The 23136-nt window shown below is 45.8% G+C and carries 26 protein-coding genes and 3 pseudogenes; 11 read left to right on the forward strand and 18 right to left on the reverse strand.

Annotated elements, in window-relative coordinates; all coding sequences use genetic code 11:
- Positions 1 to 116: 116 nt before the first annotated feature.
- A complete protein-coding gene (locus tag M1D91_RS06205; protein ID WP_437433612.1) occupies positions 117 to 734 on the reverse strand; it encodes a LysE family translocator in 618 nt (205 codons plus the stop codon).
- Positions 735 to 972: 238 nt separating this feature from the next.
- Between M1D91_RS06205 and M1D91_RS06210 the strand changes: the two genes are divergently transcribed.
- Positions 973 to 1410, forward strand: a complete 438-nt coding sequence (locus M1D91_RS06210) for a GNAT family N-acetyltransferase (protein WP_437433613.1) — start codon at positions 973 to 975, stop codon at positions 1408 to 1410.
- 33 nt (positions 1411 to 1443) lie between these two features.
- Positions 1444 to 1602 (forward strand): annotated as a pseudogene (locus M1D91_RS06215) (TetR family transcriptional regulator); the annotation flags it as partial.
- A 111-nt stretch (positions 1603 to 1713) separates the two neighbouring features.
- Here the strand turns inward: M1D91_RS06215 and M1D91_RS06220 are convergent.
- The 4 genes from M1D91_RS06220 to M1D91_RS06235 all read right to left on the reverse strand — a co-directional run bounded on the left by M1D91_RS06220 (position 1714) and on the right by M1D91_RS06235 (position 7413).
- On the reverse strand, positions 1714 to 2622 hold the full coding sequence (locus M1D91_RS06220; protein WP_437433614.1) for an ArsR/SmtB family transcription factor: 909 nt from the start codon (positions 2620 to 2622) through the stop codon (positions 1714 to 1716).
- A gap of 389 nt (positions 2623 to 3011) precedes the next feature.
- Complete coding sequence (locus M1D91_RS06225; protein WP_437433615.1) at positions 3012 to 4373, reverse strand: MFS transporter; 1362 nt, start codon at positions 4371 to 4373, stop codon at positions 3012 to 3014.
- A gap of 176 nt (positions 4374 to 4549) precedes the next feature.
- Positions 4550 to 6070: an arabinosylfuranosidase ArfA gene (gene arfA, locus M1D91_RS06230; RefSeq protein WP_437433616.1), complete on the reverse strand. Its 1521-nt coding sequence runs from the start codon at positions 6068 to 6070 to the stop codon at positions 4550 to 4552.
- A gap of 20 nt (positions 6071 to 6090) precedes the next feature.
- Positions 6091 to 7413 (reverse strand): MFS transporter, encoded by a 1323-nt coding sequence (locus M1D91_RS06235; RefSeq protein WP_437433617.1) that lies wholly within the window; start codon positions 7411 to 7413, stop codon positions 6091 to 6093.
- Between the two features lie 309 nt (positions 7414 to 7722).
- Between M1D91_RS06235 and M1D91_RS06240 the strand changes: the two genes are divergently transcribed.
- On the forward strand, positions 7723 to 8160 hold the full coding sequence (locus M1D91_RS06240) for a helix-turn-helix domain-containing protein (protein WP_437433618.1): 438 nt from the start codon (positions 7723 to 7725) through the stop codon (positions 8158 to 8160).
- A gap of 679 nt (positions 8161 to 8839) precedes the next feature.
- On the opposite strand, the gene M1D91_RS06245 is transcribed toward M1D91_RS06240, so the two are convergent.
- Both M1D91_RS06245 and M1D91_RS06250 read right to left on the reverse strand, forming a co-directional pair.
- Complete coding sequence (locus M1D91_RS06245; protein WP_437433619.1) at positions 8840 to 9616, reverse strand: alpha/beta fold hydrolase; 777 nt, start codon at positions 9614 to 9616, stop codon at positions 8840 to 8842.
- Between the two features lie 143 nt (positions 9617 to 9759).
- Positions 9760 to 9972: a hypothetical protein gene (locus M1D91_RS06250; protein WP_437433620.1), complete on the reverse strand. Its 213-nt coding sequence runs from the start codon at positions 9970 to 9972 to the stop codon at positions 9760 to 9762.
- Positions 9973 to 10535: 563 nt separating this feature from the next.
- Between M1D91_RS06250 and M1D91_RS06255 the strand changes: the two genes are divergently transcribed.
- Entirely contained in the window at positions 10536 to 12086 is a 1551-nt protein-coding gene (locus tag M1D91_RS06255) for a methyl-accepting chemotaxis protein (protein WP_437433621.1), read from the forward strand.
- A gap of 150 nt (positions 12087 to 12236) precedes the next feature.
- Positions 12237 to 12912 (forward strand): annotated as a pseudogene (locus M1D91_RS06260) (class I SAM-dependent methyltransferase).
- A 60-nt stretch (positions 12913 to 12972) separates the two neighbouring features.
- Here M1D91_RS06260 and M1D91_RS06265 read toward each other — a convergent pair.
- The 3 genes from M1D91_RS06265 to M1D91_RS06275 form a co-directional block, all read right to left on the reverse strand.
- Positions 12973 to 13275 (reverse strand): DUF1330 domain-containing protein, encoded by a 303-nt coding sequence (locus M1D91_RS06265; RefSeq protein ID WP_437433622.1) that lies wholly within the window; start codon positions 13273 to 13275, stop codon positions 12973 to 12975.
- Positions 13276 to 13364: 89 nt separating this feature from the next.
- Positions 13365 to 14114 (reverse strand): aldo/keto reductase, encoded by a 750-nt coding sequence (locus M1D91_RS06270; protein WP_437433623.1) that lies wholly within the window; start codon positions 14112 to 14114, stop codon positions 13365 to 13367.
- A 28-nt stretch (positions 14115 to 14142) separates the two neighbouring features.
- Positions 14143 to 14724, reverse strand: a complete 582-nt coding sequence (locus M1D91_RS06275) for a flavodoxin family protein (protein ID WP_437433624.1) — start codon at positions 14722 to 14724, stop codon at positions 14143 to 14145.
- 115 nt (positions 14725 to 14839) lie between these two features.
- Between M1D91_RS06275 and M1D91_RS06280 the strand changes: the two genes are divergently transcribed.
- Positions 14840 to 15745 (forward strand): LysR family transcriptional regulator, encoded by a 906-nt coding sequence (locus M1D91_RS06280; RefSeq protein ID WP_437433625.1) that lies wholly within the window; start codon positions 14840 to 14842, stop codon positions 15743 to 15745.
- A gap of 154 nt (positions 15746 to 15899) precedes the next feature.
- Here M1D91_RS06280 and M1D91_RS06285 read toward each other — a convergent pair whose 3' ends face one another.
- The 4 genes from M1D91_RS06285 to M1D91_RS06300 form a co-directional block, all read right to left on the reverse strand.
- Positions 15900 to 16226, reverse strand: coding sequence for an NIPSNAP family protein (locus tag M1D91_RS06285; RefSeq protein WP_437433655.1), 327 nt, complete (start codon positions 16224 to 16226; stop codon positions 15900 to 15902).
- Positions 16227 to 16282: 56 nt separating this feature from the next.
- Positions 16283 to 16588 (reverse strand): hypothetical protein, encoded by a 306-nt coding sequence (locus M1D91_RS06290; RefSeq protein WP_437433626.1) that lies wholly within the window; start codon positions 16586 to 16588, stop codon positions 16283 to 16285.
- A 140-nt stretch (positions 16589 to 16728) separates the two neighbouring features.
- A complete protein-coding gene (locus M1D91_RS06295) occupies positions 16729 to 16917 on the reverse strand; it encodes a DUF6500 family protein (protein ID WP_437433656.1) in 189 nt (62 codons plus the stop codon).
- A 224-nt stretch (positions 16918 to 17141) separates the two neighbouring features.
- Positions 17142 to 17390, reverse strand: coding sequence for an SOS response-associated peptidase family protein (locus tag M1D91_RS06300; RefSeq protein WP_437433627.1), 249 nt, complete (start codon positions 17388 to 17390; stop codon positions 17142 to 17144).
- Positions 17391 to 17522: 132 nt separating this feature from the next.
- Between M1D91_RS06300 and M1D91_RS06305 the strand changes: the two genes are divergently transcribed.
- The 3 genes from M1D91_RS06305 to M1D91_RS06315 all read left to right on the forward strand — a co-directional run bounded on the left by M1D91_RS06305 (position 17523) and on the right by M1D91_RS06315 (position 19761).
- Positions 17523 to 17957, forward strand: coding sequence for a hypothetical protein (locus M1D91_RS06305; RefSeq protein WP_437433628.1), 435 nt, complete (start codon positions 17523 to 17525; stop codon positions 17955 to 17957).
- Positions 17958 to 17968: 11 nt separating this feature from the next.
- Entirely contained in the window at positions 17969 to 18526 is a 558-nt protein-coding gene (locus M1D91_RS06310) for a hypothetical protein (RefSeq protein WP_437433629.1), read from the forward strand.
- 971 nt (positions 18527 to 19497) lie between these two features.
- The gene (locus M1D91_RS06315; RefSeq protein WP_437433630.1) at positions 19498 to 19761 is read left to right on the forward strand and encodes a DUF4225 domain-containing protein; all 264 of its coding nucleotides are present in this window, start codon (positions 19498 to 19500) and stop codon (positions 19759 to 19761) included.
- Here M1D91_RS06315 and M1D91_RS06320 read toward each other — a convergent pair.
- From M1D91_RS06320 to M1D91_RS06330, 3 genes are all read right to left on the reverse strand, one after another.
- Positions 19751 to 20062, reverse strand: coding sequence for a hypothetical protein (locus M1D91_RS06320; protein WP_437433631.1), 312 nt, complete (start codon positions 20060 to 20062; stop codon positions 19751 to 19753). The genes M1D91_RS06315 and M1D91_RS06320 overlap by 11 nt on opposite strands.
- A gap of 159 nt (positions 20063 to 20221) precedes the next feature.
- On the reverse strand, positions 20222 to 20608 hold the full coding sequence (locus M1D91_RS06325) for a hypothetical protein (protein ID WP_437433632.1): 387 nt from the start codon (positions 20606 to 20608) through the stop codon (positions 20222 to 20224).
- A gap of 3 nt (positions 20609 to 20611) precedes the next feature.
- Positions 20612 to 20899, reverse strand: a complete 288-nt coding sequence (locus tag M1D91_RS06330) for a hypothetical protein (protein WP_437433633.1) — start codon at positions 20897 to 20899, stop codon at positions 20612 to 20614.
- A 27-nt stretch (positions 20900 to 20926) separates the two neighbouring features.
- Here M1D91_RS06330 and M1D91_RS06335 point away from each other — a divergent pair.
- Positions 20927 to 21344, forward strand: a pseudogene (locus M1D91_RS06335) (hypothetical protein); the annotation flags it as partial.
- Positions 21328 to 21549 (forward strand): hypothetical protein, encoded by a 222-nt coding sequence (locus tag M1D91_RS06340; RefSeq protein ID WP_437433634.1) that lies wholly within the window; start codon positions 21328 to 21330, stop codon positions 21547 to 21549. The pseudogene M1D91_RS06335 and the gene M1D91_RS06340, both read left to right, overlap by 17 nt.
- A 579-nt stretch (positions 21550 to 22128) precedes the next feature.
- Here the strand turns inward: M1D91_RS06340 and M1D91_RS06345 are convergent.
- The gene (locus tag M1D91_RS06345) at positions 22129 to 23052 is read right to left on the reverse strand and encodes a LysR family transcriptional regulator (RefSeq protein ID WP_437433635.1); all 924 of its coding nucleotides are present in this window, start codon (positions 23050 to 23052) and stop codon (positions 22129 to 22131) included.
- Positions 23053 to 23136: the final 84 nt, after the last annotated feature.

The raw sequence follows: 23136 nt of genomic DNA on the forward strand, positions 1-23136 counted from the left end.
TAGTTAACGTTCCCTTCTGGCTGGTCAAAGACAGGAAGCACAAGGATAAGGTTTGCTATGCGCTAAAAACAGAAATATATCATTCGTCTTAGTAGACGATAACGTGCTCCTCTGTCCTACTTCAGCAGCAATCGTATTCCAAGCAAGGCCATAATGCCTCCGCTTAGTTTATCTATAAACTTACGGTATTTAATGTACGCCTGGCGTGGCCCGTGAGTTGATAATAAGCATGCAACGACGGCATACCAAAGCACGTCAATAACAAATGCCATTGTAGGCAGAATGATGTACATCACCGGCTGAATATTTTTGCTAAGCGCAGCGGAAAAAATACTGGCAAAAACCAGTGCCGTATGGGGATTGCTGATCTGGGTAAATACGCCAGTCATAAAAGCTTTTGTGGCGCTGAGTTCCTCTGCTCTGGTGAAGTCATTAAAATGATTTGGAGGACGACGAAACATTTTTGAAGCTAACCATAAAAGGTAACAACCCCCTGCCACCTTGAGGCCGGTGTACAGTGATGGGATCATCGTCAGCAGGGTGTGAAGGCCCGCTAACGCTATGGCAGCAAAAACAAACGCACCAAAACCCATACCTGCAGCAACAGATAACGCGGCCCGTCTCGAAGTGGACATAGCCGTTCGGGCGACAAGAAGAAAGCTCACTCCCGGGCTCATTGCGCCAAACAGGATAGCTACGCCAATAGCAGAAAGCGCAATCACATCACTTGTCATTCATCTTCTCCGTCAGTAAAGAGTCCAGGCAGCTCCCTCATTACGCTAACCGCCATCCTTAAACGGCTTGTGATTAACAACATAACACAATGCCAATAATATCTGCCCCTGATACAAAACAAAGGCAGGAAAGGGAAACACGCATGGGGTCTGAGAGGGCTACACGCAGATAATTTTATTGAATTAACTAATTAAATCTGAATATCTTTATCGAAAGCAAAGTAAAGAAGCGATCACAATGATTTCAATCAGGGCAGCGGAACTCAAAGATATTCCATCGTTAAAACGGCTTTTCCTGCAGTTAGGCTACAAGCCAGACAGCGCGAACTTAGAACAACGTATCAGTGAACAGCATGACAGGCTATGTACTTTAGTTGCTGTATCAGAGAATGAAGTTTGTGGCGTGATTGTCATAAACTTCATTATGCCTGTTCATGAAGATAGTTTATGGGCATTAGTTTCAGCGCTGGTAATAGATGAGTCGGCACGCGGACAGGGAGTAGGGCAGCAACTTCTCATTGCCTCTGAACACATTGCGGCTTTAAAGAAATGTTCTCAGATTGAGCTTTCAAGCAGTGAAAAAAGGGTCAAAGCGCATAACTTTTATGAAAAAAACGGATATAAAGAAGTAAGAAAGCGCTTCGTAAAGCTCCTTCGCAATCTTCCCCCCGCTTGATTAACACCAGGATGGAGTAAGTAGCCTCCGCCTCTGGCACTAAGCGGGCCATCCGGTACACCGCGAACCCGGTCTGTCGCGAAAAGCAGGCGTCAGTGCCCGCAAGGTTTTTGTGCGCCTGGCTACGCTGAAACCTCAATGAATGAACTGACTGCACAGGCGGGGCTGACCCGCGGTGCGCTTTTCCGCCATGTTTAAAAGTAAAGTCCGGATATAATCATTTACTCTGCTGCACAAGTTTTTAAAAAGAGGCATCAATAGATTATATCAGGACATAGTAATTCTAAAAATTACACCTGCTGTTTACGTTTCGGTAATAATTCTCGCGAGAATATCCTGGTCATAACGGCCGAAATTTTTCCCATATAAGGTGAAGCCACGCGCATTTTCACTTTCTGGCTGGACACTAAAGCGTAGGGTGAAAGGTTCAGATTCTCTGTTATGAAGTATTTTTTCAATCGTGATGTCAGATATTTTTCGTCCATCAATGAACGAGCCGCTTTTATTTATTCTTAATAATTTTAAAAAACCATATTGGTTTAAATGAGGCGGCCACCACACCGGGTTTCCACTGTATTTAACACCACCGATATCACCCGGGCTTTGCCAATAACCTAAATCCACATCGTTAAGAGAGAAATGTATATCAGAAGGCCAATCGTTATTGTAGTATGGAGCCTCAGAGCCAATCTCGAAAGAAATTTGGATCTCACTTACTTTATTACCAGCAGAATAATTAGGAATGCGATATTCTAAATATCCGGTCGTAAACCAAATAATACCGGCATCGATATGTTTTGGATCGGCAAAAACCTGCGGATTATCAAACTCACCAATAATCATCTCTTTGGTTGCCATTCCACAAGTTGGCATTACTTTGAAATTACTATATTGCCCAACTTTAAGCTCGGATTCGTAAACATTATCTTTGTTAGAACCTCCAAACTCAATAAGGATTTTGTCCTCAATGACATAACAATTTTTCTGAATACCATTCTTGGCGTAATTAGAGATGGTTTGTACGATCCCTGCGTCTTCAAGTTTTTTAATGTGCATTGTAACGGCGCCGTTTGTAATCCCTAAATGTTCGGCTAGTGCATTCATATTCATGCCATTACGTTCACTGAGTATTTCTATGATGCTGATACGAACAGAAGAATTAAGTGCTTTAAAAACTGCAGCTCCGGTCGATAATTTATTAATAAACAACATTAATAGCACCTACTATATATACATCACATATGGGCAAGTATAAACCTTTTTAGGTTTTTGTAAAACAGTATTTGGGAACAGGAAAATACTGGCCAATATAATGTACCTGGAATAAGGTCCACTACGGCATTGTGATTAACATCACACTTCATACAGGGCATACCTGTTGTTTAATCGAGCAACAGGTATGCCTGGCATGAGTGAATCTCTCAGGACGTCTTTTGCTTACGCAGGTACCCGCGTTTTTATTTCATACCGCCATATTTTATAACTAAAAATATAATCAGGATAATGATGATAAAGGTAACCGTTACACCTGTAAAATGCGGCATGGATGACCTTCTGATAATCACAAAAAGTTGAGAACGGACAGCACGACCATCTTCCCTCTAAGCTTCGCTCACTTTTTTTGCTGTCGGCGAAAAATTTTCAACGTCCATTGAACGATAGTATTTATCATTTATGATGTACCTAAACATTACCAGCCCCGTAAGAAGATGAAATACGCCCGGGATAATGGTTAACATTAATGTTATACCTAATATTGAATTTGATGACTGAATTGCGTTTGGTACATAACCAAAATTGGTAAATAAGAAGCCAACAAGCGCACCAGCAATGCCCATACCAAATTTTTGACAGAACGCAATCCCTCCAAATGTCAGGCCTGATACGCGCTTGCCTGTTTTATGAAATCCATAATCTATAGTGTCAGGGATAGATGCCCAAAATATTGGCGCATAAAGTGTAGAGCAAAATGATAACAGGAAAAACAAAGCGTAAGATAAAAGATTGCTGCCCGTTCCCGCCAATGCAAAAAATAATACTGATATAATAAAAGTCGCTATCTGGCTGTATCTGAATACTTTAATTTTACAATACTTTTTAGTCAGCCATGTGGAAATAATTACCGAGCAGATAAAGGCGCAAACGCCAACGGTCAGGAAGTATGAAACCGTTGAAGCATCTCCCCCCATATTGTATTTCGCATAATAAGCAGCCACCGTTCCTCTTAGTACTGATCCAACAGACACGAATATACATGCCAGGCAAAGAATGATCCATTGCTCATTCTTAAAGAGTGTTCTTACCTGATCTTTAACCGGGATATCTTCTCCACCGTGATGTATACGTTCCTTTGTTGAAAAGTAACAAAATAAAAGGAACAGGGTTCCTAATAACCCCATCAATCCCATTGCATATTGATATCCTGACTGAATATCGTTTTTCCCCAAATAGGCAGCCAATTGCGGTACGACTATTGACACCATAAATGCTGCCGCTTTGGCAAAGAATAGACGATAGCCATTTGCTGATAACCTTTCCTTAGGATCGTCTGTCAATACGCTGATTAATGATATATATGGAATAGTTATTGCTGTGAACATCAGCGTGACAAAGATATAGGAAGCATATGCATACATCAATTTTGCGTTATAATCTAAATCAGGTGTGCTGAAAGCAAGGTAGATAGAGATTCCAAAAGGAACGGAAAAATATAAAATATAAGGACGGTATCGCCCGTTTTTTGTAGAAAATTTTTCCGTCAGCAGCCCCATAAGCGGGTCGGTTACTGCATCTAACAATCTTACGACAATAAAAAGTAAAGCAAGGTCTTCAGAACGAATGCCGAATACGTCAGTATAAAAAAAGGTGATAATCAGCATCATGGAAGAGAAAACCAAATTAATGGCCATATCCCCAGAACCAAACCCAATCTTTTCGAAAACGCTCAGCTTATATTTATACATAGACTCATGCCTTCAATGATAAAGTTTATCTGCCAATAACTGCTACCGCGTATACGTAAAAATATTAATTAATTTTCACTGCAATCATCTGCTTCGTATTTTTTAAATAGTAAACTGGCGTGGCAAAACCTACGCCAGCTCCATGATCTATAAATAGATTAAATGTTATAACATTTTTACTGGCAGTGGATTTTATACCTGACCATATTCCACGAAAGAGGTTCGAGCATTAACCTATTTATTTCGGCTCCAGTTTGTTTCTCACAAGGTAGCACTTTCCCTGGGTTTGAAAGCGTGTTTGTTGCGTATACATCATCATTTTCTAAAGCTATATGTTGAATCATCTCCAAATGTCCAAACGAGCGAAAATCACACTGAATTTCTAACCTTTCGGTTAAGGATTTATTGATTGAAAATAAGGTTAGCTCGGTTTCATTTTCACTCAACACGGCGACAGCATCCAGCATGGGGACATCGGTAAAGTCCTTACTGTCATATTTAGGAGAATCAATAATCCCTTGAATTGCGGTGCCACGGCCATACTTTGAAGTATAATAAATGGGATAGAAAATTGTGTTTTTCCATAATTTACCATTTTTATCGGTCATTACCGGCGCAAGTACATTCACTAGTTGGGCATAAGCGGCGATTTTTACACGATCACAATTGCGTAATAGTGAGATTAACATAGCCCCGGCAACCAGTGCATCTTCAAAGTTATAAGGTTCTTCTAACAAAGCGGGGGCTATCGGCCATTCGTCACCGCGGTCGCGAATACTCGCCATATCATCCTTACGTGTATGGTACCAGACATTCCACTCGTCCAGAGAAATATAAATATCATTGTTTGATCTGTTTTTAACTTTCATATAATCAATCAAACTACCGATGGATTTAATGTAGTCATCAAATGCCAGCGTTTTGGCCAGGAAATTGGCCGTATCTTTTTCCACATTCAGGTAGTATTGGTGTAATGACAAATAATCAATAAAAGGGTGTGCTTCCTGAAGAAGCGTTTGCTCCCAATCACCAAAGGTTGGATATTCTTGTCCAGCGCTACCTGCCGCCACTATCTCAATCGATCCATCCTGCCGCTTCATTGCCTTTGCAGTCTCGCGCGCGACGCGTGCATATTCAAAAGGTGTCTGCTGACCAACTTGCCATACGCCATCTAACTCGTTACCGATTGCCCACGTTTTAATACGATGCGGTTCTTTGTAACCGTGAGAGATGCGTAGATCGCTGTAATAGGTACCGGACTCTCTGTTGCAATAATCAAGTAAATTGAGGGCATCAAGGATCCCCCGGGTGCCGACATTGACCGTCATCATGGCTTCAGCACCCACTTTTTTTAACCAGTCCATGTATTCATTTGTTCCGATCTGATTGGTTTCTATACATTTCCATGCCAGATCGGGTTTACGGGGTCGCTTTTCTTTAGGACCTACGCCATCTTCCCAAACATAGGTAGCTACGAAGTTACCCCCAGGCAGGCGAATCATTGGAACATTCAGTTCATTGACTGCTGCAATGACATCCTGACGAAAGCCATCACTGTCGGCCGTTGGATCTTGCGGATCATAAATCCCGCCATAGACGCAGCGCCCTAAATTTTCTACAAAGGATCCATAAATACGGTTATCGATTTTTGAAATAATATAATCTTTGTCAAAGACGAATCTGGCTTTTTTAGTCATTACGTATCTATCCTTTTCTGTTATTTAGCGGAATATGTATTGTTTAATCTGATATTTTTTGCAGCAGTATCTAATTCAGGACTTCTTAAGGTTGCCAGCAGTAAACCTGCCATTATTTGTACGCCGACAATAAAGAACAGCCCCATTTGGGTACTACCTGTAAGATCTATCAGATAGCCAAAAAGGTAAGGGCCGACAAATCCACCGAGATTCCCTACACCGTTTATTAACCCTGTGGCTGCGCCAATAGCTGCGGAACTGATAACAATTGAAGGAATTGTCCAGAAGACGGGACTAAAACCGGCCCAAATTCCCTGAGCAATAAGAATGAATATAATTGAAACGAAAGGTGCACTACCCGTCATAGCGGAAACAGCGAGCGCCACACCACAGATTAGTAATATAGAAACGGCATGCCATTTACGCTCTCCGGTTCTATCTGAGTGGCTGGAGACAAAAAACATGACTGCCAGACCGATGAGCGGCGCTATCGTGGATAAAATACCTACCAGCGTATAACTCGATCCGGTTACTGAATTTGCTATGGTTGGCCACCATATACTAAGACCATAGTTAAACATGTTGTTAAGAAGGAAAACGATTGTCAGGAGCCAGACAAATTTATTCTTGAGCACGACTCTCATTACGCTCTTGTCTTTATTTTTTGCCGAGTTTTGCTCATCGTTTGAAAACTCTCTTGCTAAATATTCTTTCTCGGTTTGGCTAAGGAATTTTGCTTCAGTCGGGGTTTCAGCAATTAGCCATACCCAAAACAACACACCAATTAATACCGGGATGCCCTGGAAAACAAAAAGCATCTGCCATGAAAAATGATCAACTAAGAAGCCAGAGAGAGGTCCTACGATAAAATTGGAGACCGTTGCGCCAATCGACCAGTAACCGATGGCTCTTGCTCGTTCACGTTGTGGAAACCATTTACCAATCAAAATCAATGTGGTGGGATACAGCATACTCTGACTCAAGCCCAGTAAAAAACGCATCGTCAGTAGTTGCCCACCGCTTTGTACAAAACCCATTGAAACGCAGACTACGCCCCATGCCACCATGCAGTAGGTGATGATTTTTTTAGCGCTTACTTTCTGCGCCAAATGTCCACCGGGGATTTGCAGTAATAAATACCCAATAAAAAATATTCCTCCTACCAGACCTGAGATCGTGGCCGATAGATCGAACGACTGTCCCATCCCGTGGAAGGCATAACCAATGTTATTGCGGCAGATCAGAGCCAGGAGGTACATGACTGCCAGCATGGGAATAATACGGGTAAATCTTTTTCTGTCTGACCAGGACTGAGTCCCCGAATCGCTGTGCACTGAATTCATCTTTGCAACCTTGTAGTGTTTTAGTAAAACCTAAAATATTTATCAAAAGTCTAAAATTAAATTAATTTCGACACACAAGGTTGTCAATGTTCAGTCGCTGATTGCTTTAAAGATAATTGCTTTAAATATCAAATATTTAAATATTGTGATCAAAGCCGAGATCGCCATTTATTTTTCATAAAATACAATAGGTTAAATTTTGTTTAGCGCTGGGTTTGCGGGAGACTTGTGGAATATCAATTTTGTGATTTATCTATCTAAATTTATTTAGCTGTTTTGTGAAATGGTGGGTTTTCTCAAGGCAGGTGAATGATGAAATTTTGTACAGTGGTTAGCGCGTTGATTATCCAGCAGATGGCTTACACCATGTTGATCCAGGCGCTGCGTTTACATCTTTGTGATGCGAGCCGTTCCAGTGTGGGCTGGCTTTTTGCACTCGCCGATAAGCAACTAAGCGCAGCCATTAGCACGATGCACAGGAATCCTGGCCATAACTGGACGCTGCAAACACTGGCTGAAAATCTAGGTATGTCACGCTCAAGCTTTGCCAGACATTTCAAAGAAAAAGTCGGCACCTCACCGATGGAGTACCTTACCCGCTGGCGCAGGCTGTTGGCCTGCGATCGTCTAAAAAACATCCGTCACTCCGTCGCAGTGATTGCCAACGCTATGGATTACGAATCTGAGAGTGCATTTGGTAAAGCGTTTAAACGTGTGATGGACTATTCACCCAGGCAACATCGTTAGATGGCGTCTGAAAAGGGAGGAGGTCTGCAGTTTTTATATTCCCGGAGTAGCCTGAGCAGGGTGACTTGACCCCACCATGCCAGAGAGCCTTCATTTGCACATCTCGATTTCGCAGGAAAAGGCGCCTACCTGCCGCTTGTCGGCGACTTTCTCAGCTTCAGTGAGATTACTGACACGCTTAATCAGCTTGGGCACCCGGTAACCTTTAAACAGGCTCCACGCGACGTCTATGCCGGTTTCTTCCCTGGCGCTGAAGCACTGGACGATACGCTGGCCTATTACGAAAAATATACCTATCCTGGCCCGGGTTCACACGAAGCTGCGATTGCACTGGCAAATAATGTTGCAGGCTTTCAACCAGCCACTTTTCAATCCTGGGCCAGAGAGAATTTTGTACTTAACAGGAAATAGATCCCCTCAGATTGCCTTAATTTACCCACGAAGGGGATGAATCATTTTGCGGCGATCCTAATTTAGCCCCGCTTTGAGCGCTCCCGGATTGATGCGGAATTAACTTTATATTTCCGCGTCTGGCACTAAGCGGACAAGCTGACTGAGCTAAGGGCCCGCTGTGAGTGAAAGCGGGCATTGACCGAACGTTCCTGCGGCTAACGCTACCACTTTTAAATAAAAAGGCCACCTATGGTGACCAGTTTAATGAGCCTTTTCGTCATAAGGGCTATTCAGCAAAACACTTCCGGGCATGCTCTTCCACGAACGCCGTGACGGTTTCCGGCGCTTCAAGCGGCGGGAAATGGTTCACGCCTTTCAGGATTTTCAGCTCCGCGCCACCGCCCAGCACCTGCTGCAGCGCCGTTGCAAACGGAGGCGGGTTAGGCGCGTCATTTTCACCCTGCAGAATCAACGCAGGCGCGGTGATTGCATCATACTGATCGGCCATTTCATGATTCAGGAACGCGGCGGCATTGGCCTGCATCGAGTGCGCTGGCCATTTTGCAGCCTCTGCGCCCATACTTTCGGTAACCCCAAACGGCTCATAAAACGCTACAGCGCCGGAAGGCGTTGATACCGCCTCGCAGACCATATCGACCGTCATACCCGCTTCACGCATCTGCTTCCCATCCACATAACAGGCGGTATACACCAGCCCGGCAACCTGCTGCGGATAGTTCACCGCAAACGTGGAAATGATATTGCAGCCGATGGAGTGAGATACGAGCACGACCGGGCCCTTGATGCCAGCGGCATCAATCACGGCTTTTAAATCTTCAGCATGGCGGGGGATGCTGTAAGCCTCCGGCTGCAGTGGTTTGGCCGAGCGCCCGTAGCCGCGGCTGTCGTACGCAACCGTGTGGAATTTTGCAGACAGCGCGTCAGTCTGCGCCTGCCAGATATCACTGATGCCAAAGTAGCCGGCGACAAAAACAACCGGCATGCCCTGGCCCTTTGCATCAAAATAAATCTCAATGCCGTCATCAGTAGTTGCGTAAGACATTCTTTATTCCTCATGTATTAACCGTCAGGAAAGTTTAAAGAGTGTTCGGCGCTCTCCGTGAGTGGCAGAAAAGTCAAAATGCGATGCCTTCGGGTCAAATTAACGGCAGCCGGAAGATTACCAGGAGTGCACGACAGATGGCCTTACGGTATCTGCTGGCGGCTGTGCCGGATATAAACGCCTCGTCCAGCACCATAAAAAGCGTAAGGTTTACGAAGAGGTATTTTTGTCCCTATTCCATCGAATGTTGTGCTGGGCGTTTCTGGAAAACCATAACAACACAGTACAACCGGACCTTCACCGGCTTCGAGATACAGGAGTGTTATTTCGTTCACATTGACTGACTTACGCTGCATGGAATTCTCCCGAATTAATAAAGTGTTCATGCGCATCGTCGGCTTAAAAGCAGCATACACGCTGTGTTACGAAAGTCCGCTTCTGGCACGCGCTGGGCATTGCTGGCTGAGCTTGAGCTCCACTGTGAGCGAAAAACGGACATTGCTACCAGCATGGCGTGTGAAGCAACGGGGGGCAGGTCAGAACTTACTTTCAGGCTCACTATTTTCCTGACGCTTTGCTTTTCTGTATTTGTTGCAAAAGGCGTTATGCGCAAAGCAGGCTCAGGCAATATGTTATTTGATATATTATGTTTCCTCCGCAATTTTTAAATTTTCTGAGCTATGAAATGGTTTCTGATCTGTCCTCAACCAGTCAGTGTCGTGACATCGAAGAATATTCCCTTGAGCTTATATTAGCTATCCCTTTGAAAATTAATCGGTAAGAAAGCAAAAGTGAATATATCTTCCTGACTGCATAATTTTTGTCGGTTTTAGTTAAAGTCAGAAAAACTCATGCCGATATTTTATATGTTTTACGTCTCTTCAGGCTGCTATCTCAAATTATGTGGATCGAGGTTAAAATGTTCAGGAACTTGGCTATCAAGAAAAAATTCTCTTTTGCCTTTGGGGTCGTTTTAGTTTTGTTATTGGCGCTGTGCGCAGCCTTCTACAATAATTTTTCCAACATCGTTAGTACCAATGAATGGAACATTCATAGCTGGCGCGTCATTGATAAAAGCCGCGCCCTGACCCAAAGTCTGGTGAATATGGAAACCGGTCTGCGCGGCTATGCCATTAATGGTAAAGAGGAAATGCTGGCTCCGTGGAACTCGGGTAAAGAGGATTTTGCTAAATTTTGGCAGGAAACTAAAGACTTAACGGCGGATAACCCTGCACAGCAGACACGCCTGGATAATTTGCTTAATCAGGAGAAAGAGTGGCAGGAGAAGTTTGTCGCTGAGTTGCTTGAGCACCGTCGCGCATTAAATGCCGGGTCAATGACGCAGGGGGATTTCACTACCGCCTTCGAAGCCAATACCGGTAAGCCGCAAATGGATCAGATGCGTAAAACCATCGATGAAATCGTCCATGATGAAACGCGTCTGCTTCGCGAACGCCAGAATTCTGTCGATTCTGTACAGACACAGACCGGGCTTACCTTGTTTATCGGCGCGCTGTTGGGAGTAGTCATCGCTTCCGCTTTAGGCTATATCCTTGCCCGCACCATAACCCTTCCGCTTGGGGAGGCGGTAAAAGCAGCTAAGGCGATTGCCGCAGGCGATCTCTCTTCCCGTTTGGTAGCACGTTCAAAAGATGAAACCGGTGTACTGATCGGTGCCCTTACCGCCATGCAGGAGCAGCTCAAAAAAGTGGTATCGGATATTCAGAACGCGGCGTCCTCCATCGATAGCGCTTCTAAAGAAGTCGCGATGGGCAATACTGATCTCTCTGTACGAACTGAACAGCAGGCTGCCTCGTTGGAAGAAACCTCAGCCAGCATGGAGCAACTGACGGCGACCGTGAGGCAAAACGCCTCTAATGCGCAAAACGCCAGCAGCCTGGCTTCCAACGCGTCCGAGGTTGCGCAGCAGGGAGGAAAAGTGGTGGACGAAGTCGTCTCGACCATGGCAGCCATTTATGACAGCTCACAAAGCGTGGTCGATATTATTGGCACCATAGAAAGCATCGCTTTCCAGACCAATATCCTGGCGCTCAACGCTGCGGTGGAAGCCGCCCGCGCAGGCGAGCAGGGCCGCGGTTTCGCCGTGGTGGCAAGCGAAGTGCGTGCACTTGCTCAGCGTAGCGCGACTGCAGCAAAAGATATTAAATCGCTGATTGAAGCCTCGAATCACCGCGTATCCGTAGGCACAGAGCTGGTCGCACAGGCAGGCAAAACCATGGCTGAGATAGTCACGGCGATCAGCAATGTCTCAGTGATAATGTCAGAAATCTACACCGCCTCCGGCGAGCAGGTTAATGGTATTGAGCATGTAGGTATCGCTATCACGCAGATGGATGAAGTGACCCAACAAAACGCCGCGCTGGTTCAACAGGCCGCCTCAGCTGCCGCGTCGCTGGAGGATCAGGCTGCTCAGTTAAACCGCTCGGCTGCGATTTTTAAACTCGCCTGATAACTGGATTTACCTTTAAATAACTGGCACATATGTTTACGTCCGCTCTGAGCAAGGAGCGGAAGATATTGCATGACCAGGCTCGTAGATTCACTTCATCGATAATTAATATTAAATGAAGGGGTTTATTGCGAAAAGAGTGTCTTCAATATGAACCCCTATGAAAAACACTACAGGCAACTGATAGCAGACGAAGCTAACGCCTGGGCAGGTAAAGGCTATGCCAGGGCTAAAAACAGCAGGAAAAAATCTTTCACTGGCTCAACACGCATCAGTATTTTCCTAAGCCAGGCACGCGGGTACTTGAGAAGGGGTATGGGAATGGAGCAATGGCAGCCCAGTCTCTTGCTGAACGGGGATATTCTGTCTGGGGATAGACTTTTCGGAAAAAGCTATCCGGTGGGCAAAAGAGCATTTTCATCAAGCTGGTCCCTCTGCACATTTTTTTGTAGGAAATGTTTGTCGTATCCATCATTTTAAGGACTCATCGTTTGAGTTAATTATTGACGGCAATTGTTTGCATTGCCTCATTGACGATGACCGGGCTCTCTTTTTTTCAGAGGTGAAGAGATTGCTCAAACCCGGAGGAAGGGTTGTGATCAGTTCTATGTGCGGAATCCCTGATTATTCTTCAGACATTAGCGCTTATGATCCGGTCAGGTACCATTTACTAAAATAAGGTCAACCCTGGCGTACTCTGTAACTACTCGCGGCTTTAACTGATGAGGTACAGGAAGCACAATTTAATGTGCTTGCAATAGGAGTTAATAACAACCCGTGGTGGGCTCATGCCACACGGGTATGTGCATCATCCGGTGCTTCTTAACAGGAATTGAACAGTCAAATAATTACCCTTTGTCCGTTTTGAGCGAGTGGCGACATGATACTAGTTGGTGTCAAAGGATGGACCCTCAACCAGTACAAATGTTCCGGTTGCAGCACCTGCCCGTATTGACCTGGCTGCCTGATATCCAGGGCTTTTATAAAAACGTTTGGCCTCGGCATAAGAAGCAAACTCAAAGACAACATGCCGTTCATGTGAATCACCCTCAAGATTTTCATACTGCCCAGACCAGGCAATTATCTTCGGATTGAATTCCTGCATTGCCTCTTTGGCAGCTCTGGCATATTCAGCGTAAGCGACAGGGTCTGATACAGTTACATGGGCGATTAAATAACCTTTATTCATTTTTCTTTGTCCTTCGTGGGTGATGTTGTATTTCAGTGTAAACGCCCAGACATAGGTGACGAAGCTGAGATGTTTACAATGGTTCAGGTTTAACTCTGCGTTTTAAAAGTGAAAGGGTTCGGATAACGTTCTGCATCCTGATGTTCGATCATCCATCCCGGGTAATGAGGAGACATCGCGCTTATCGCATCAAGATGCGTCAGTTCTTCGGCTGTCAGAGTGATGTCTGTCGCGCCAAGATTATCGGTGAGCTGGGTGACCCGTTTTACCCCGATAATCACGCTGGTAACCCATGGCCTGGCAAGTAACCATGCCAATGCGATTCTGCTTACCGATACAGCGTATTTGTCTGCAATGACTCGCATTTCAGCAACGCATCGCCACGCGAGATCGCGATCAACGGGGGGAAAATCTTCTATAGGTGTGATGGGATCACTCGCATGTATCTGGAACAGATCAATATAATCGACCTGCAGTCGTTCCAGGCTTCGCTGCACTGAATCCATGATGTGTCCGCGTGAGGCACCCTTATCGTTCGGCCCGGATCCCATCACACCACCCGTTTTTGTGGCAAGAATGATATCGCTACGTACCACGCCAAGCTCTTTAATCGCCACTCCCGTTATACGCTCAGACTGACCAAAGGAATAAATGTCAGCGGTATCAATAAAATTAATGCCGGCAGATAATGCCTGCGCGATAAGCTGGTTCGCTTCTTTCTGCGCGACAGCACCGATTGAGGACCACATACCCGCATCCGCGTTTCCACCCAGGGTCATCGTACCGAGACACAATTCCGAAACGAACAGGCCTGTCCGGCCAAGCTGGTTATATTTCATTTGATCAGCCTCTTTTTATTTAACATCTTTAAGCTTTAGCGGGATGAAACTGCGCGGCAATATTTGCGACACGTGCCCCATACCGGCGTGCCGTTTCGAGATCACCGATGGACATCTCTTCAGGCGAAGCGTCAGCGGGGGTTTGTGCCATTGGACCGATATTTGATCCCATCCGGTTAAGATCATCACGCAACGACGCTTTGGTGTTTGAGGATTTGATATCCATGTTCACCCAGATACCGCCGTGCTGACCAGCCAGTAGAAAGAAATAGGCCAGGGTATTCAGTTTGTCACCATTGATGCTGGCGCTGTTGGTAAAGCCGCCAAAAATTTTGTTAACCCACTTACCCTCAAACCAGGGTTTTGACGAGGCATCGGCAAATTTTTTGAACTGCCAGCTTGGCCCTCCCATATAGGTTGGCGAACCGAGCAGAATGACATCGGCCTCGCTGATTTTCTCCCATGCGTTTTCAGCAATATTTCCTTCGGAGTCGATGGCTATCAGTGTGGCACTGGCACCGTCCGCGACAGCCGCTGCCATCCGTTCCGTATGCCCGTAGCCAGAGTGATAGATAACAACGGCATTAATCGTTCTCATGGGATGAGACATTTTGATTACCTCCAGAGAGAGTCAGTGGGATATAAAGTGTTAATGCAGTCTATTAGGTATTAATATCCGCATAAATGGCCCAAAAAATAACGCACTGTTACCCGGATGGTGAACAATGAAAAACCTCGAATCACTGATTATTTTTGCGCGTGTGGCAGAAATGAAGAGTTTTACTCAGGCGGCTGAAAGTCTGGGTATCAAGAAAGGACGCGCTTCAGTGGTGGTCCGTGAACTGGAACATGACGTAGGAACTACACTTTTGCACCGCACAACGCGAACCGTGCAGCTAACGGAGGACGGACGTGCTTTCTATACACGCGCACGCGATCTGTTATCGGAAGCTGAAGATTTGCGGTCAATGTTCACAAATTTCGGTAGGCCATTGCGGGGCCGGTTACGCGTTGATATGCCAGCCGTGCTGGCGGAAAGCGTGGTAATCCCGGCCCTGCCAGCGTTGCTAAAAGCACACCCTGAACTGGAGCTTGAGCTTTCAAGTACCGACCGTCGTGTCGATTTGGTTCCTGAAGGGTTCGATTGCGTGGTTCGTCTGGGGCCCATCGTGGATGAAACACTTATTGCCAGGCCCCTGGGACATTTACGCATGATCAATGCAGCAAGCCCGGACTATCTGGATTGCTTCGGTATGCCGCTGACGATTAATGATTTGCTTAACCAGGGACACAGAATGGTTCATTACATGCGGAATTTTGGTTCAAAACCTGACGGATGGGAGTATCCGACAGGCGATGGTTACAAGTCTCTTATGTTACCAGGCACAATGAGAGTCAACAGCGTACCGGCTTATCATGAGGCCGGACTGGCGGGTTTAGGTTTAATTCAGGGAGGGTATTCCTCGCTCATGCCGCATATCAAACGTGGTGCCCTGATTGAGGTCCTTCCTGATCTACGCCCTGAGCCGCTCACCGCATCATTTGTCATCGCGCACCGGCGCAATTTGTCGCCGCGTGTAAAGGCTTTTATGAGCTGGACAGAAGCGATTCTAAAACCTTATTTTGACTGATAATTCTGATAGTCGAAGATACATTTCAGGCACTATTGTGTATTAATCAAAAGGGAGCAGAATAATTTTAGGTCGTTGAGTTCTGTCACTAAAATGCCCCCTGCCTGCCACACATATTTACCATAATGTTACAGCGGCGAACTGGTTGTTTTGCTCATTTCCTCAACCCATCTATCACCGTTACAGGAAGGATCATGACTGACTTCACGCTGACTTTAATCCGATCGATGATTGCCGTTCTTGGTCCCTTCTGCCATGCCTCACTTCCGTAAAATGCTTCCTGCGATACCTTCATATGTTCAATATTATCGAATGCCCGGAACAGGTAGTACGAATCCTCATCATGCAGGGAGCAGCCAAAGGCAACGATATCGAGCCCAGCCTCACGATGGAGAGGCGCACTTATCCCGGACATAATTTCATGGAATTCCTGCCTGGTACCGGGTTGCAGGACATACTGCATTAACTCAACGGCTTTCATCAGTTCGGCTTCATTGGTATGCATACTTAAATTAACCATACTATCCCTGTTGCGAATTAAGTCCCGATGACTACAGGCTGATGTTTTTTCAACAAGTCCTGCCTGCCCGGATTACATTCCTGTTTTGTCCCTGGAAGATAAAATTTACCAGAAAAATCAGGAGCAGTACCGCCCGGACACCCCGGCCTGCCGGGCGTGTTACTCGCGCTACCGCCGTCTGAATCGTTCCCACCATCAGCGCCGTCTGCACTTTTATTCCCTATATAACCACCCGCCCCCGCTTTTCCGACAGAGCCGCCATGACCGGCGCTCACAGAAAAAGCGAACATGGCGAAAAAACAGGCCAGAAAATATTTACACATCTGTATCTCCCCATTCGTAAAAATCAGCCTTTGCGCCTGTTAGTATCACTGAGAAAGATACCCTAACTAAAGCTTTATACCGGCTGGATTAACTGTTTCTAAATGTCAAATTTACCGTAACACCCCTGCAGCGTACTGCATCAGCAGGAGTCACCGCCTGGCTGTTTACATTGCAGAGACAAGTAATTCAGCTTCATCTCCATAATCCACCTGTGCGCAACCTCCATCAGCAGTTCAGGAACATCAATTTTGTTTGCAAAAAAAGCATAAAATGAAAGCTCCATACCGGCACCCTTGGCCGTAATTTTTGATTTAAATGTCCTGATAATCTTTTCCCTTCATTTCTACTGCACGCGCTCTCCTTTTTCAGTTGGCTGTAGGTGACTTTATTTACCGATAACATCAGTCACCCGTACCTTTTGAGAGCACCTCAGTGCGTCTCTACGGCCTGTCGGCACTTTCCAGCACATTTTCTTTGACGAATGCCCAGAAAACGCCACTATTGATTCCGCTAAGTCTGCATGCCTGTGCAGTGAGATCTATTCTCCACCAATTAATGCATGCAGATGCTGGAAACGTCTGATTCTGGCACAACGGGGCGCCTGTCGTGGATATCCACCATTCCCTGGTCACTGGATGATGTCAGGATGACAAAACCTTCCTGACCATGCTCAATGTTAAAAATTGCGCGGCCAAGTGCCGCCATAAACAGCGGCCGGAGCGGGAATAGCAGGCAAAACTGGTTGAATATCAGCTGTTGATCGCCCTGCAACAGCGGCAACGTGTCCAGGAGAGCGTACACCGAAACGGCAGGGCGGGCGCGGGATGAATATGTATAAATAAAGAATTTTATTAGATAGTTTATCTTGTGTAACTTAATAAAATTGGCTAATTTTTAAGTTACACAAAATAAACTATACAGGGAGAAAGGTTTGTGAAAACGAAAAGTTTTAATTATTCACAGATTGCAGATTCAAGGATTGAAGGTGTTGGTCCTCACGCGAGTTATTCAGTTAACCTTAATGTAACTGAAGAAAATATACCAAATGGGAAAAGCGTAAACATATCAGTTACAGGTAAAACAACCGCTGCAAGGGCGGCCGGAAGTGGTAGCGTTTTGTTCTGGTGTAACGTCAAAGATTTTTTAAATAATAAGATATATAAACTTGACAGGAATAGAGGCGAATCTTTTGTTATAGATGTTAATGAATATTTTATCGACTCTGCTAAATTTCAAACCCCCAAGAAAGATCTTTCATTACCTAAAATAGAGATCGAGTCTGGTTATATTTATGATGGAGGTTATGTTGGTAGCGCCGTTCCTTTTCCGCCATCTATGAAAAGAAAAAATAGTATTAACCCAGTTTGATAGGGACTGATATGATTTATAAAAAAATTGTAAGTGTTATTTTAATGTTTCTGTTACTAGCAATGAATGCTTATGCTGTTGAAAATAAACATGAGAATTCAACTAGAGAAGCTTCTTTGTTGCTAAAGGAATATGTCAGCTCAACTGATAATGATGAAAAAAAATCCATATTAAATAGGTTGTCTTCTCTTTATCATGACGATCCAGAGAACATTAATGTCGTCAGGATGTATACTGGAATTTTATCTTCAACAGGTGACTATAAAAAAGCTATTTTTGTACTTGAATCATTTAACAGAAAAAATGAAAGCCCTTCTTTGCTGTTGCATGAGTGTATGTTGAAAGATCGGGTTGGTGATTACGAAGAGTCCTGCTATAGGAAAGTTATATCATTAAAAAAAAGCAATGGAATTAATGATGCTGATTATCTCATGGCTTTATTTATGGTTGGGGATAAAGGCTTCGATAAGGAAAAAAATATTTACATGAAGGGAAGGGGTGATAATGATGATCTTAAGATTTTTGAAAATAAGAAAGAAGATATTCTAAAAGAATTTTTTCCAAACTAAGATCTTATTAACAGAGTATTAGATAAAGGTTATAAACCTATAAATAATATTAGGATTATTAGCGAGCAGACAGGGGTGTGGCGAAATGAACGACGTCGCAGAGCTAAAGAAGCCATCGAATACCGAAAACTGTCTGAAGATCAGGACTATCCGGTGAATATGAAGTTTTGAGCGGCCTTGTTTCCTACACACCTCCTCTGCATCAGCTGACCCAGTTACCGATAGTCATCACTTTCCGGCGGCGCTGCGTCAGAAGGTGCCCCTCCATGCCGGACTGCCATAATATATGCTGGCGCCTGAAGTGAGTGCCCTGTCCCAGTACGTACCGGATCTTGAAGTAGAGGATTCAGGTGTAATCCTCATTATGTTTTCGCTACCGGGCTTTAGGGGGCCGCTTGGGAAACGGAAAATATCCTACGTTAAGCCTGTTTTTTGAGCAGGCATGACGGGCAGCTATGAGCGATAAGCGGACCTGGCAGAATTAATTTAATCCCTTTTAACGAATCGGATCTCCCCACCGTCAACTATGGGTACGTAATAGCACCCCCGGAGCCCTGAAACACCTTCGAGATGCTCTGCTTGACTTTCACAGAAACAAATCTTGCCCCGACCGGCGGCCTTGTTTCCTGAATGACATAATATGTCTGTAAATATGTAGCCACATTTCCATAAGTTGTGCGCGTTCCTCTAATAGGGAAACGCAGGTACATTAATGAACTGTTCGTGCCGGGCTCACTTTCTGGAAAATGCCGCCGGTTCATCGTTACTAATAGCACCTGAAGTTTACCTATACAGAGCACGATTAAGCCGAACAAGGAAATCAGCATCCGGGTTTGTTTTACTGTCACCCATACGTTCCTGAATCGCGGCCACGGCAAGGTTGCGGCGTGCCGGTAGTCGGGCAAGTGGGCTCACCTTGCTGACTGCGGCGATCTCACTCTGGAATACGGTATATATAGGCAGACGGCTCTATGGAAATAGCTGAATATCTGGGCTTCAGTCGGCAACAGGGGCTGGGTTTATATAAATCAGTTACGCTTGCGGGAGAAATGTATGGCGTTTACGGACTCAGGCTCAAACCAGACGCGCAGCGCCTCTACCGCTGGTTGAAACCTGATTTTTTCCGCAAGGTTAACAACATGCCACACCACTTGCAGACAATTAAAATAGTCGGCTGGGGTGTGAAAGCAAAAGTTGCCATAGACCTTTTGTCAGCAGGGCCAACTACAAATTGAGTTTACGGAATCGCCGGGCTTTACGTGACAGTGAGACGGGAATGGCACCCCAGACGATCAGTAAGGTGAGCAGGATCGCCAGGCCACTGGTCAGAATGTGAGTCCGGTTTCCCACTACCATCGTTAAGATGTAAACCAGAATCAGTACAGAGGTTATCCACATCGCGGCCCTTAAACGGTTTGAAAGCGTGGTGAGCAGCTCCTCGAACGTTCCCCCATGCTGCGCAAGGGTACGTTGTATTCTTGCGATATCCTTGCTGGTGAAGCCTGCTTTATGTAAGTCATTTTCATTAATGGCCATAACATTCTCCCTTGTGTCTGAGAAGTTTATACCCCTATCAATCAGCAGCAATAATGCCCCGTCTTCTGTTTTGTACATAACGATCGTCTGATGGCTGCTTGCTCCCTTGCCGGCGCGATGTTTCCTGTCGGAGAAAGGCAACACCCGCAAGGGGATGGTTCAGCCCTGCAGCCTGGTCTGTACTTGTTGCGGATACCCGATAGCCAGTAAGGCAGGGTACAGAGAGGGATCACTCCCGGCCTGCCGGTAGCGCGCTTTAACCAGTTCAACCGGGTGCTTAGTCCTGCCTGTTTCCAGGAACAGGCCAAACATCGCAATGTAGAACATGATGTCATCAAGAAGATCGGTTGTTTCCGGTAGCGTCAGCCCTTCAGAATGACGACATCTTACTGCCAGCGTCATGAACGCCGGTATATGCATCGGGATACACTCGTCCATGGGAAGAGAGCAGAAATATTCCGCTTCAGTCATATTCAGTTGCACGCACCGGTATCGGGTCATGCGGGAGAGACGTGAGCGATTCAGATCATGATCAGACGGATTCATATATCATTCCAGAAGCATCCCCGGCCCAGCGGGTATGGTAAGAGCAGCCAGTCTGATTGCTCCCAGGGGGAAAAACAGTGTGGGCAGAATGGTGTAGATCAGCGCAGAAAGCGTATTGTCCAGCAGATGTGACGCGCCGTTGAGCAGCAACAGGGCCAGCAGAGACAGATAACCCAGGCCGATTCCTGGAGATGTGGAGAAATCCGAAAGCCAGACGGCCAGTGATAACGCCAGCACAAGACCAGGGATTCCGTAGCTTGCCGGCATCAGAGGCCATGCCAGCAGGCACATCAGACCGATGCCGGTGAAAATGCCCCGCTGACCATCTTCAAAAAAAGTGTGCCGGAAAAGAAACAGAACAACATCTACGGTAACGTCGTCGCTTCAGTTGCTGGCAGGACTGTCACCAATTCCGTGATAGCGGGAAAACTGGCCACGATGATTGCTCAACGCAGCTCGCTGTTAATCTCACTGCGTGGGGGGGCTGATAGGTAATCTTCGTTTAGCCAGGGGCATGGCAGAAAGATCAATTTACACGTCTGAGCGTTTGCGGCAGAGTGACCCGGAAGTTTACTACGCGCTCCGACAACGCAATTTTGACCTGCTGTATTTTCTGGTTGAGACTGCACTGAATCCATTCCTTGAAGCACTGCACGTCAGGCGGACGCAGGGGCAGGGAGCGTTTGAACAGATACTTGACATGGTAGAGAGTGAACTACATGCAACAACGAAATGAGCCACCAAAGCTGAGCGTAGGGCGACGAATATTCCATTCGTTGCTTGAAACCGGAGCTGCAATCCAGGGGGGATTGCTTTTCTTCTTATGCTGCTACTGGTTCTTTCATTACGAAACCTGGCATGAACGCATTATCGCAATTAGCCTGTCGGTGCTGGTTGTTGCTGTCATCATCAAAATCCTGCCGGAAAGACCTGACCAGTAAAAATGGCCGCTCAATGCGGCCTTTTGGCCATGTTGTTAATTGTCCATAGTAGTAAGATTTACAGGACAAAAAGTTACTTAACGCGTGAAACCGCTCCGTTAAGCGTCAGCCCCTTTTACGTCCTGTTATCAGCAACGTACCGGCAGGCCAGACTATCGTTCACGGTCCCCCTGAAATGGTTCAGCAATAACGCCAGGTTGAATAAGGTGCCGAATTCAGGATTGGTCACTATATGGCTGCAGCGATGCATGACCGTCCCCTGTTTATGCGCGTATGCCCGGTATCGCTGAACAGCGTAAACTTCAATATGGCCCGATTTCTAAGAGCGAAACAGGCAGTCGTGCTCCACGATCAATATTGGCTTATCACTATGCTCTTTTCAAAACAATAGAAGATAAATCGACAAGCCCTATGCTTCCAGTAGTAATTGACTCGCTTAAATAGCAAGATCCAGATCCGCGCACAGAGCGGACGATACGTAATTACTGTCATCCTGAAAAAGGGCAACCAATTACAGGACCATCCTTTTTCATGCATGACATATCTGGTCCATTGCTTACCCCGGATTGTTTCAACAGGTTATGCAGGTATATCGCCTGCATCCATGTTTTCGATCCTGTTTTGTAGAAAATCAATAAATGCCCTCACTTTTTCTGGCACATGGCGTGTATGAGGGTAAAGCGCGTAAATGCCTTGTCGGGGAAAATTATGGTCTGGCAGTAAGCGAATTAAATTCCCTTTGGCTACCTCATCTTTTACCAGCCAGTCGGGCAAAATCGCAACGCCAGCTCCTTGCAGAGTAAAAGCCAGTAATGAGGAGGCGCTATCGGCCATTATCATCGCGGGGCTATCGGCACTTAAAATCACTTTTTCTTTCTCTGGTGTGGTTACCTGCCAGCTTAATGGCGTGGATAAACGGCTGTGAGCAATCCATTTCGCCTTAGCAAGCTGTGCCAGTTCCACGACAAACTGCTCTCCCAACGTATTCAGATAGTCAGGCGAAGCGACCGGATAAATATCGAATCGATCAATAAGACGGGCGTGGTGGCTGGAGTCAGCAAGATGACCCAGCCGTATCGCGACATCAAAACGGCCGGAAATGAGATCGTCATTTTGCGATGATGAAACATGCTGTATACGTAACTGCGGATGGCGGGCGCTGAAGGCCGCCAGTGCCGGGACAACCACGCGCACGCCATATTCTGCTGTTGTGGTAATTCTGAGTGAACCGCTTAATCCAGAGTGATCGCTACGAATGTCGTCCAGAACACGTTCGGCTTCCTGAAGAAGGCGCAGACAGTGCTGGTAAAATCTTTCACCGGTATCCGTCGTTGAAACGTGCCTCGTGCTTCTCGTCAGTAATGAAACGCCCAACTCTTTCTCCAGCACTTTGATACTGGCGCTGACGACCGCTTTAGTCAGACCCAGCGTCTGGGCTGCGTCGGTAAAACTTCCCGCCTCAACCACCGCAACAAAGATTGCAGCGCGTTGCATATTAATCATTTATTTGTGCTCGCCGAAATAACTACTGTCAAAATTATTTTGACAGTGTAACAACAGAGAGGAAATTTATCCTGATTTCCGCCG

It is taken from the genome of Enterobacter sp. SA197, from assembly GCF_054131575.1.

What these genes read in the sequence shown, in the direction of transcription:
- M1D91_RS06255 (WP_437433621.1), top strand. Translation starts at nt 10,536, where the DNA reads ATGTTCAGGAACTTGGCTATCAAGAAAAAATTCTCTTTTGCCTTTGGG.
- M1D91_RS06220 (WP_437433614.1), bottom strand. Translation starts at nt 2,622, where the DNA reads ATGTTGTTTATTAATAAATTATCGACCGGAGCTGCAGTTTTTAAAGCA.
- M1D91_RS06340 (WP_437433634.1), top strand. Translation starts at nt 21,328, where the DNA reads ATGCAACAACGAAATGAGCCACCAAAGCTGAGCGTAGGGCGACGAATA.
- M1D91_RS06205 (WP_437433612.1), bottom strand. Translation starts at nt 734, where the DNA reads ATGACAAGTGATGTGATTGCGCTTTCTGCTATTGGCGTAGCTATCCTG.
- M1D91_RS06345 (WP_437433635.1), bottom strand. Translation starts at nt 23,052, where the DNA reads ATGATTAATATGCAACGCGCTGCAATCTTTGTTGCGGTGGTTGAGGCG.
- M1D91_RS06235 (WP_437433617.1), bottom strand. Translation starts at nt 7,413, where the DNA reads ATGAATTCAGTGCACAGCGATTCGGGGACTCAGTCCTGGTCAGACAGA.
- M1D91_RS06240 (WP_437433618.1), top strand. Translation starts at nt 7,723, where the DNA reads ATGATGAAATTTTGTACAGTGGTTAGCGCGTTGATTATCCAGCAGATG.
- M1D91_RS06250 (WP_437433620.1), bottom strand. Translation starts at nt 9,972, where the DNA reads ATGCAGCGTAAGTCAGTCAATGTGAACGAAATAACACTCCTGTATCTC.
- M1D91_RS06225 (WP_437433615.1), bottom strand. Translation starts at nt 4,373, where the DNA reads ATGTATAAATATAAGCTGAGCGTTTTCGAAAAGATTGGGTTTGGTTCT.
- M1D91_RS06280 (WP_437433625.1), top strand. Translation starts at nt 14,840, where the DNA reads ATGAAAAACCTCGAATCACTGATTATTTTTGCGCGTGTGGCAGAAATG.
- M1D91_RS06275 (WP_437433624.1), bottom strand. Translation starts at nt 14,724, where the DNA reads ATGTCTCATCCCATGAGAACGATTAATGCCGTTGTTATCTATCACTCT.
- M1D91_RS06270 (WP_437433623.1), bottom strand. Translation starts at nt 14,114, where the DNA reads ATGAAATATAACCAGCTTGGCCGGACAGGCCTGTTCGTTTCGGAATTG.
- M1D91_RS06290 (WP_437433626.1), bottom strand. Translation starts at nt 16,588, where the DNA reads ATGTGTAAATATTTTCTGGCCTGTTTTTTCGCCATGTTCGCTTTTTCT.
- M1D91_RS06265 (WP_437433622.1), bottom strand. Translation starts at nt 13,275, where the DNA reads ATGAATAAAGGTTATTTAATCGCCCATGTAACTGTATCAGACCCTGTC.
- M1D91_RS06245 (WP_437433619.1), bottom strand. Translation starts at nt 9,616, where the DNA reads ATGTCTTACGCAACTACTGATGACGGCATTGAGATTTATTTTGATGCA.
- arfA (WP_437433616.1), bottom strand. Translation starts at nt 6,070, where the DNA reads ATGACTAAAAAAGCCAGATTCGTCTTTGACAAAGATTATATTATTTCA.
- M1D91_RS06325 (WP_437433632.1), bottom strand. Translation starts at nt 20,608, where the DNA reads ATGAATCCGTCTGATCATGATCTGAATCGCTCACGTCTCTCCCGCATG.
- M1D91_RS06285 (WP_437433655.1), bottom strand. Translation starts at nt 16,226, where the DNA reads ATGAAAGCCGTTGAGTTAATGCAGTATGTCCTGCAACCCGGTACCAGG.
- M1D91_RS06210 (WP_437433613.1), top strand. Translation starts at nt 973, where the DNA reads ATGATTTCAATCAGGGCAGCGGAACTCAAAGATATTCCATCGTTAAAA.
- M1D91_RS06310 (WP_437433629.1), top strand. Translation starts at nt 17,969, where the DNA reads ATGATTTATAAAAAAATTGTAAGTGTTATTTTAATGTTTCTGTTACTA.
- M1D91_RS06315 (WP_437433630.1), top strand. Translation starts at nt 19,498, where the DNA reads ATGGAAATAGCTGAATATCTGGGCTTCAGTCGGCAACAGGGGCTGGGT.
- M1D91_RS06330 (WP_437433633.1), bottom strand. Translation starts at nt 20,899, where the DNA reads ATGTGCCTGCTGGCATGGCCTCTGATGCCGGCAAGCTACGGAATCCCT.
- M1D91_RS06320 (WP_437433631.1), bottom strand. Translation starts at nt 20,062, where the DNA reads ATGGCCATTAATGAAAATGACTTACATAAAGCAGGCTTCACCAGCAAG.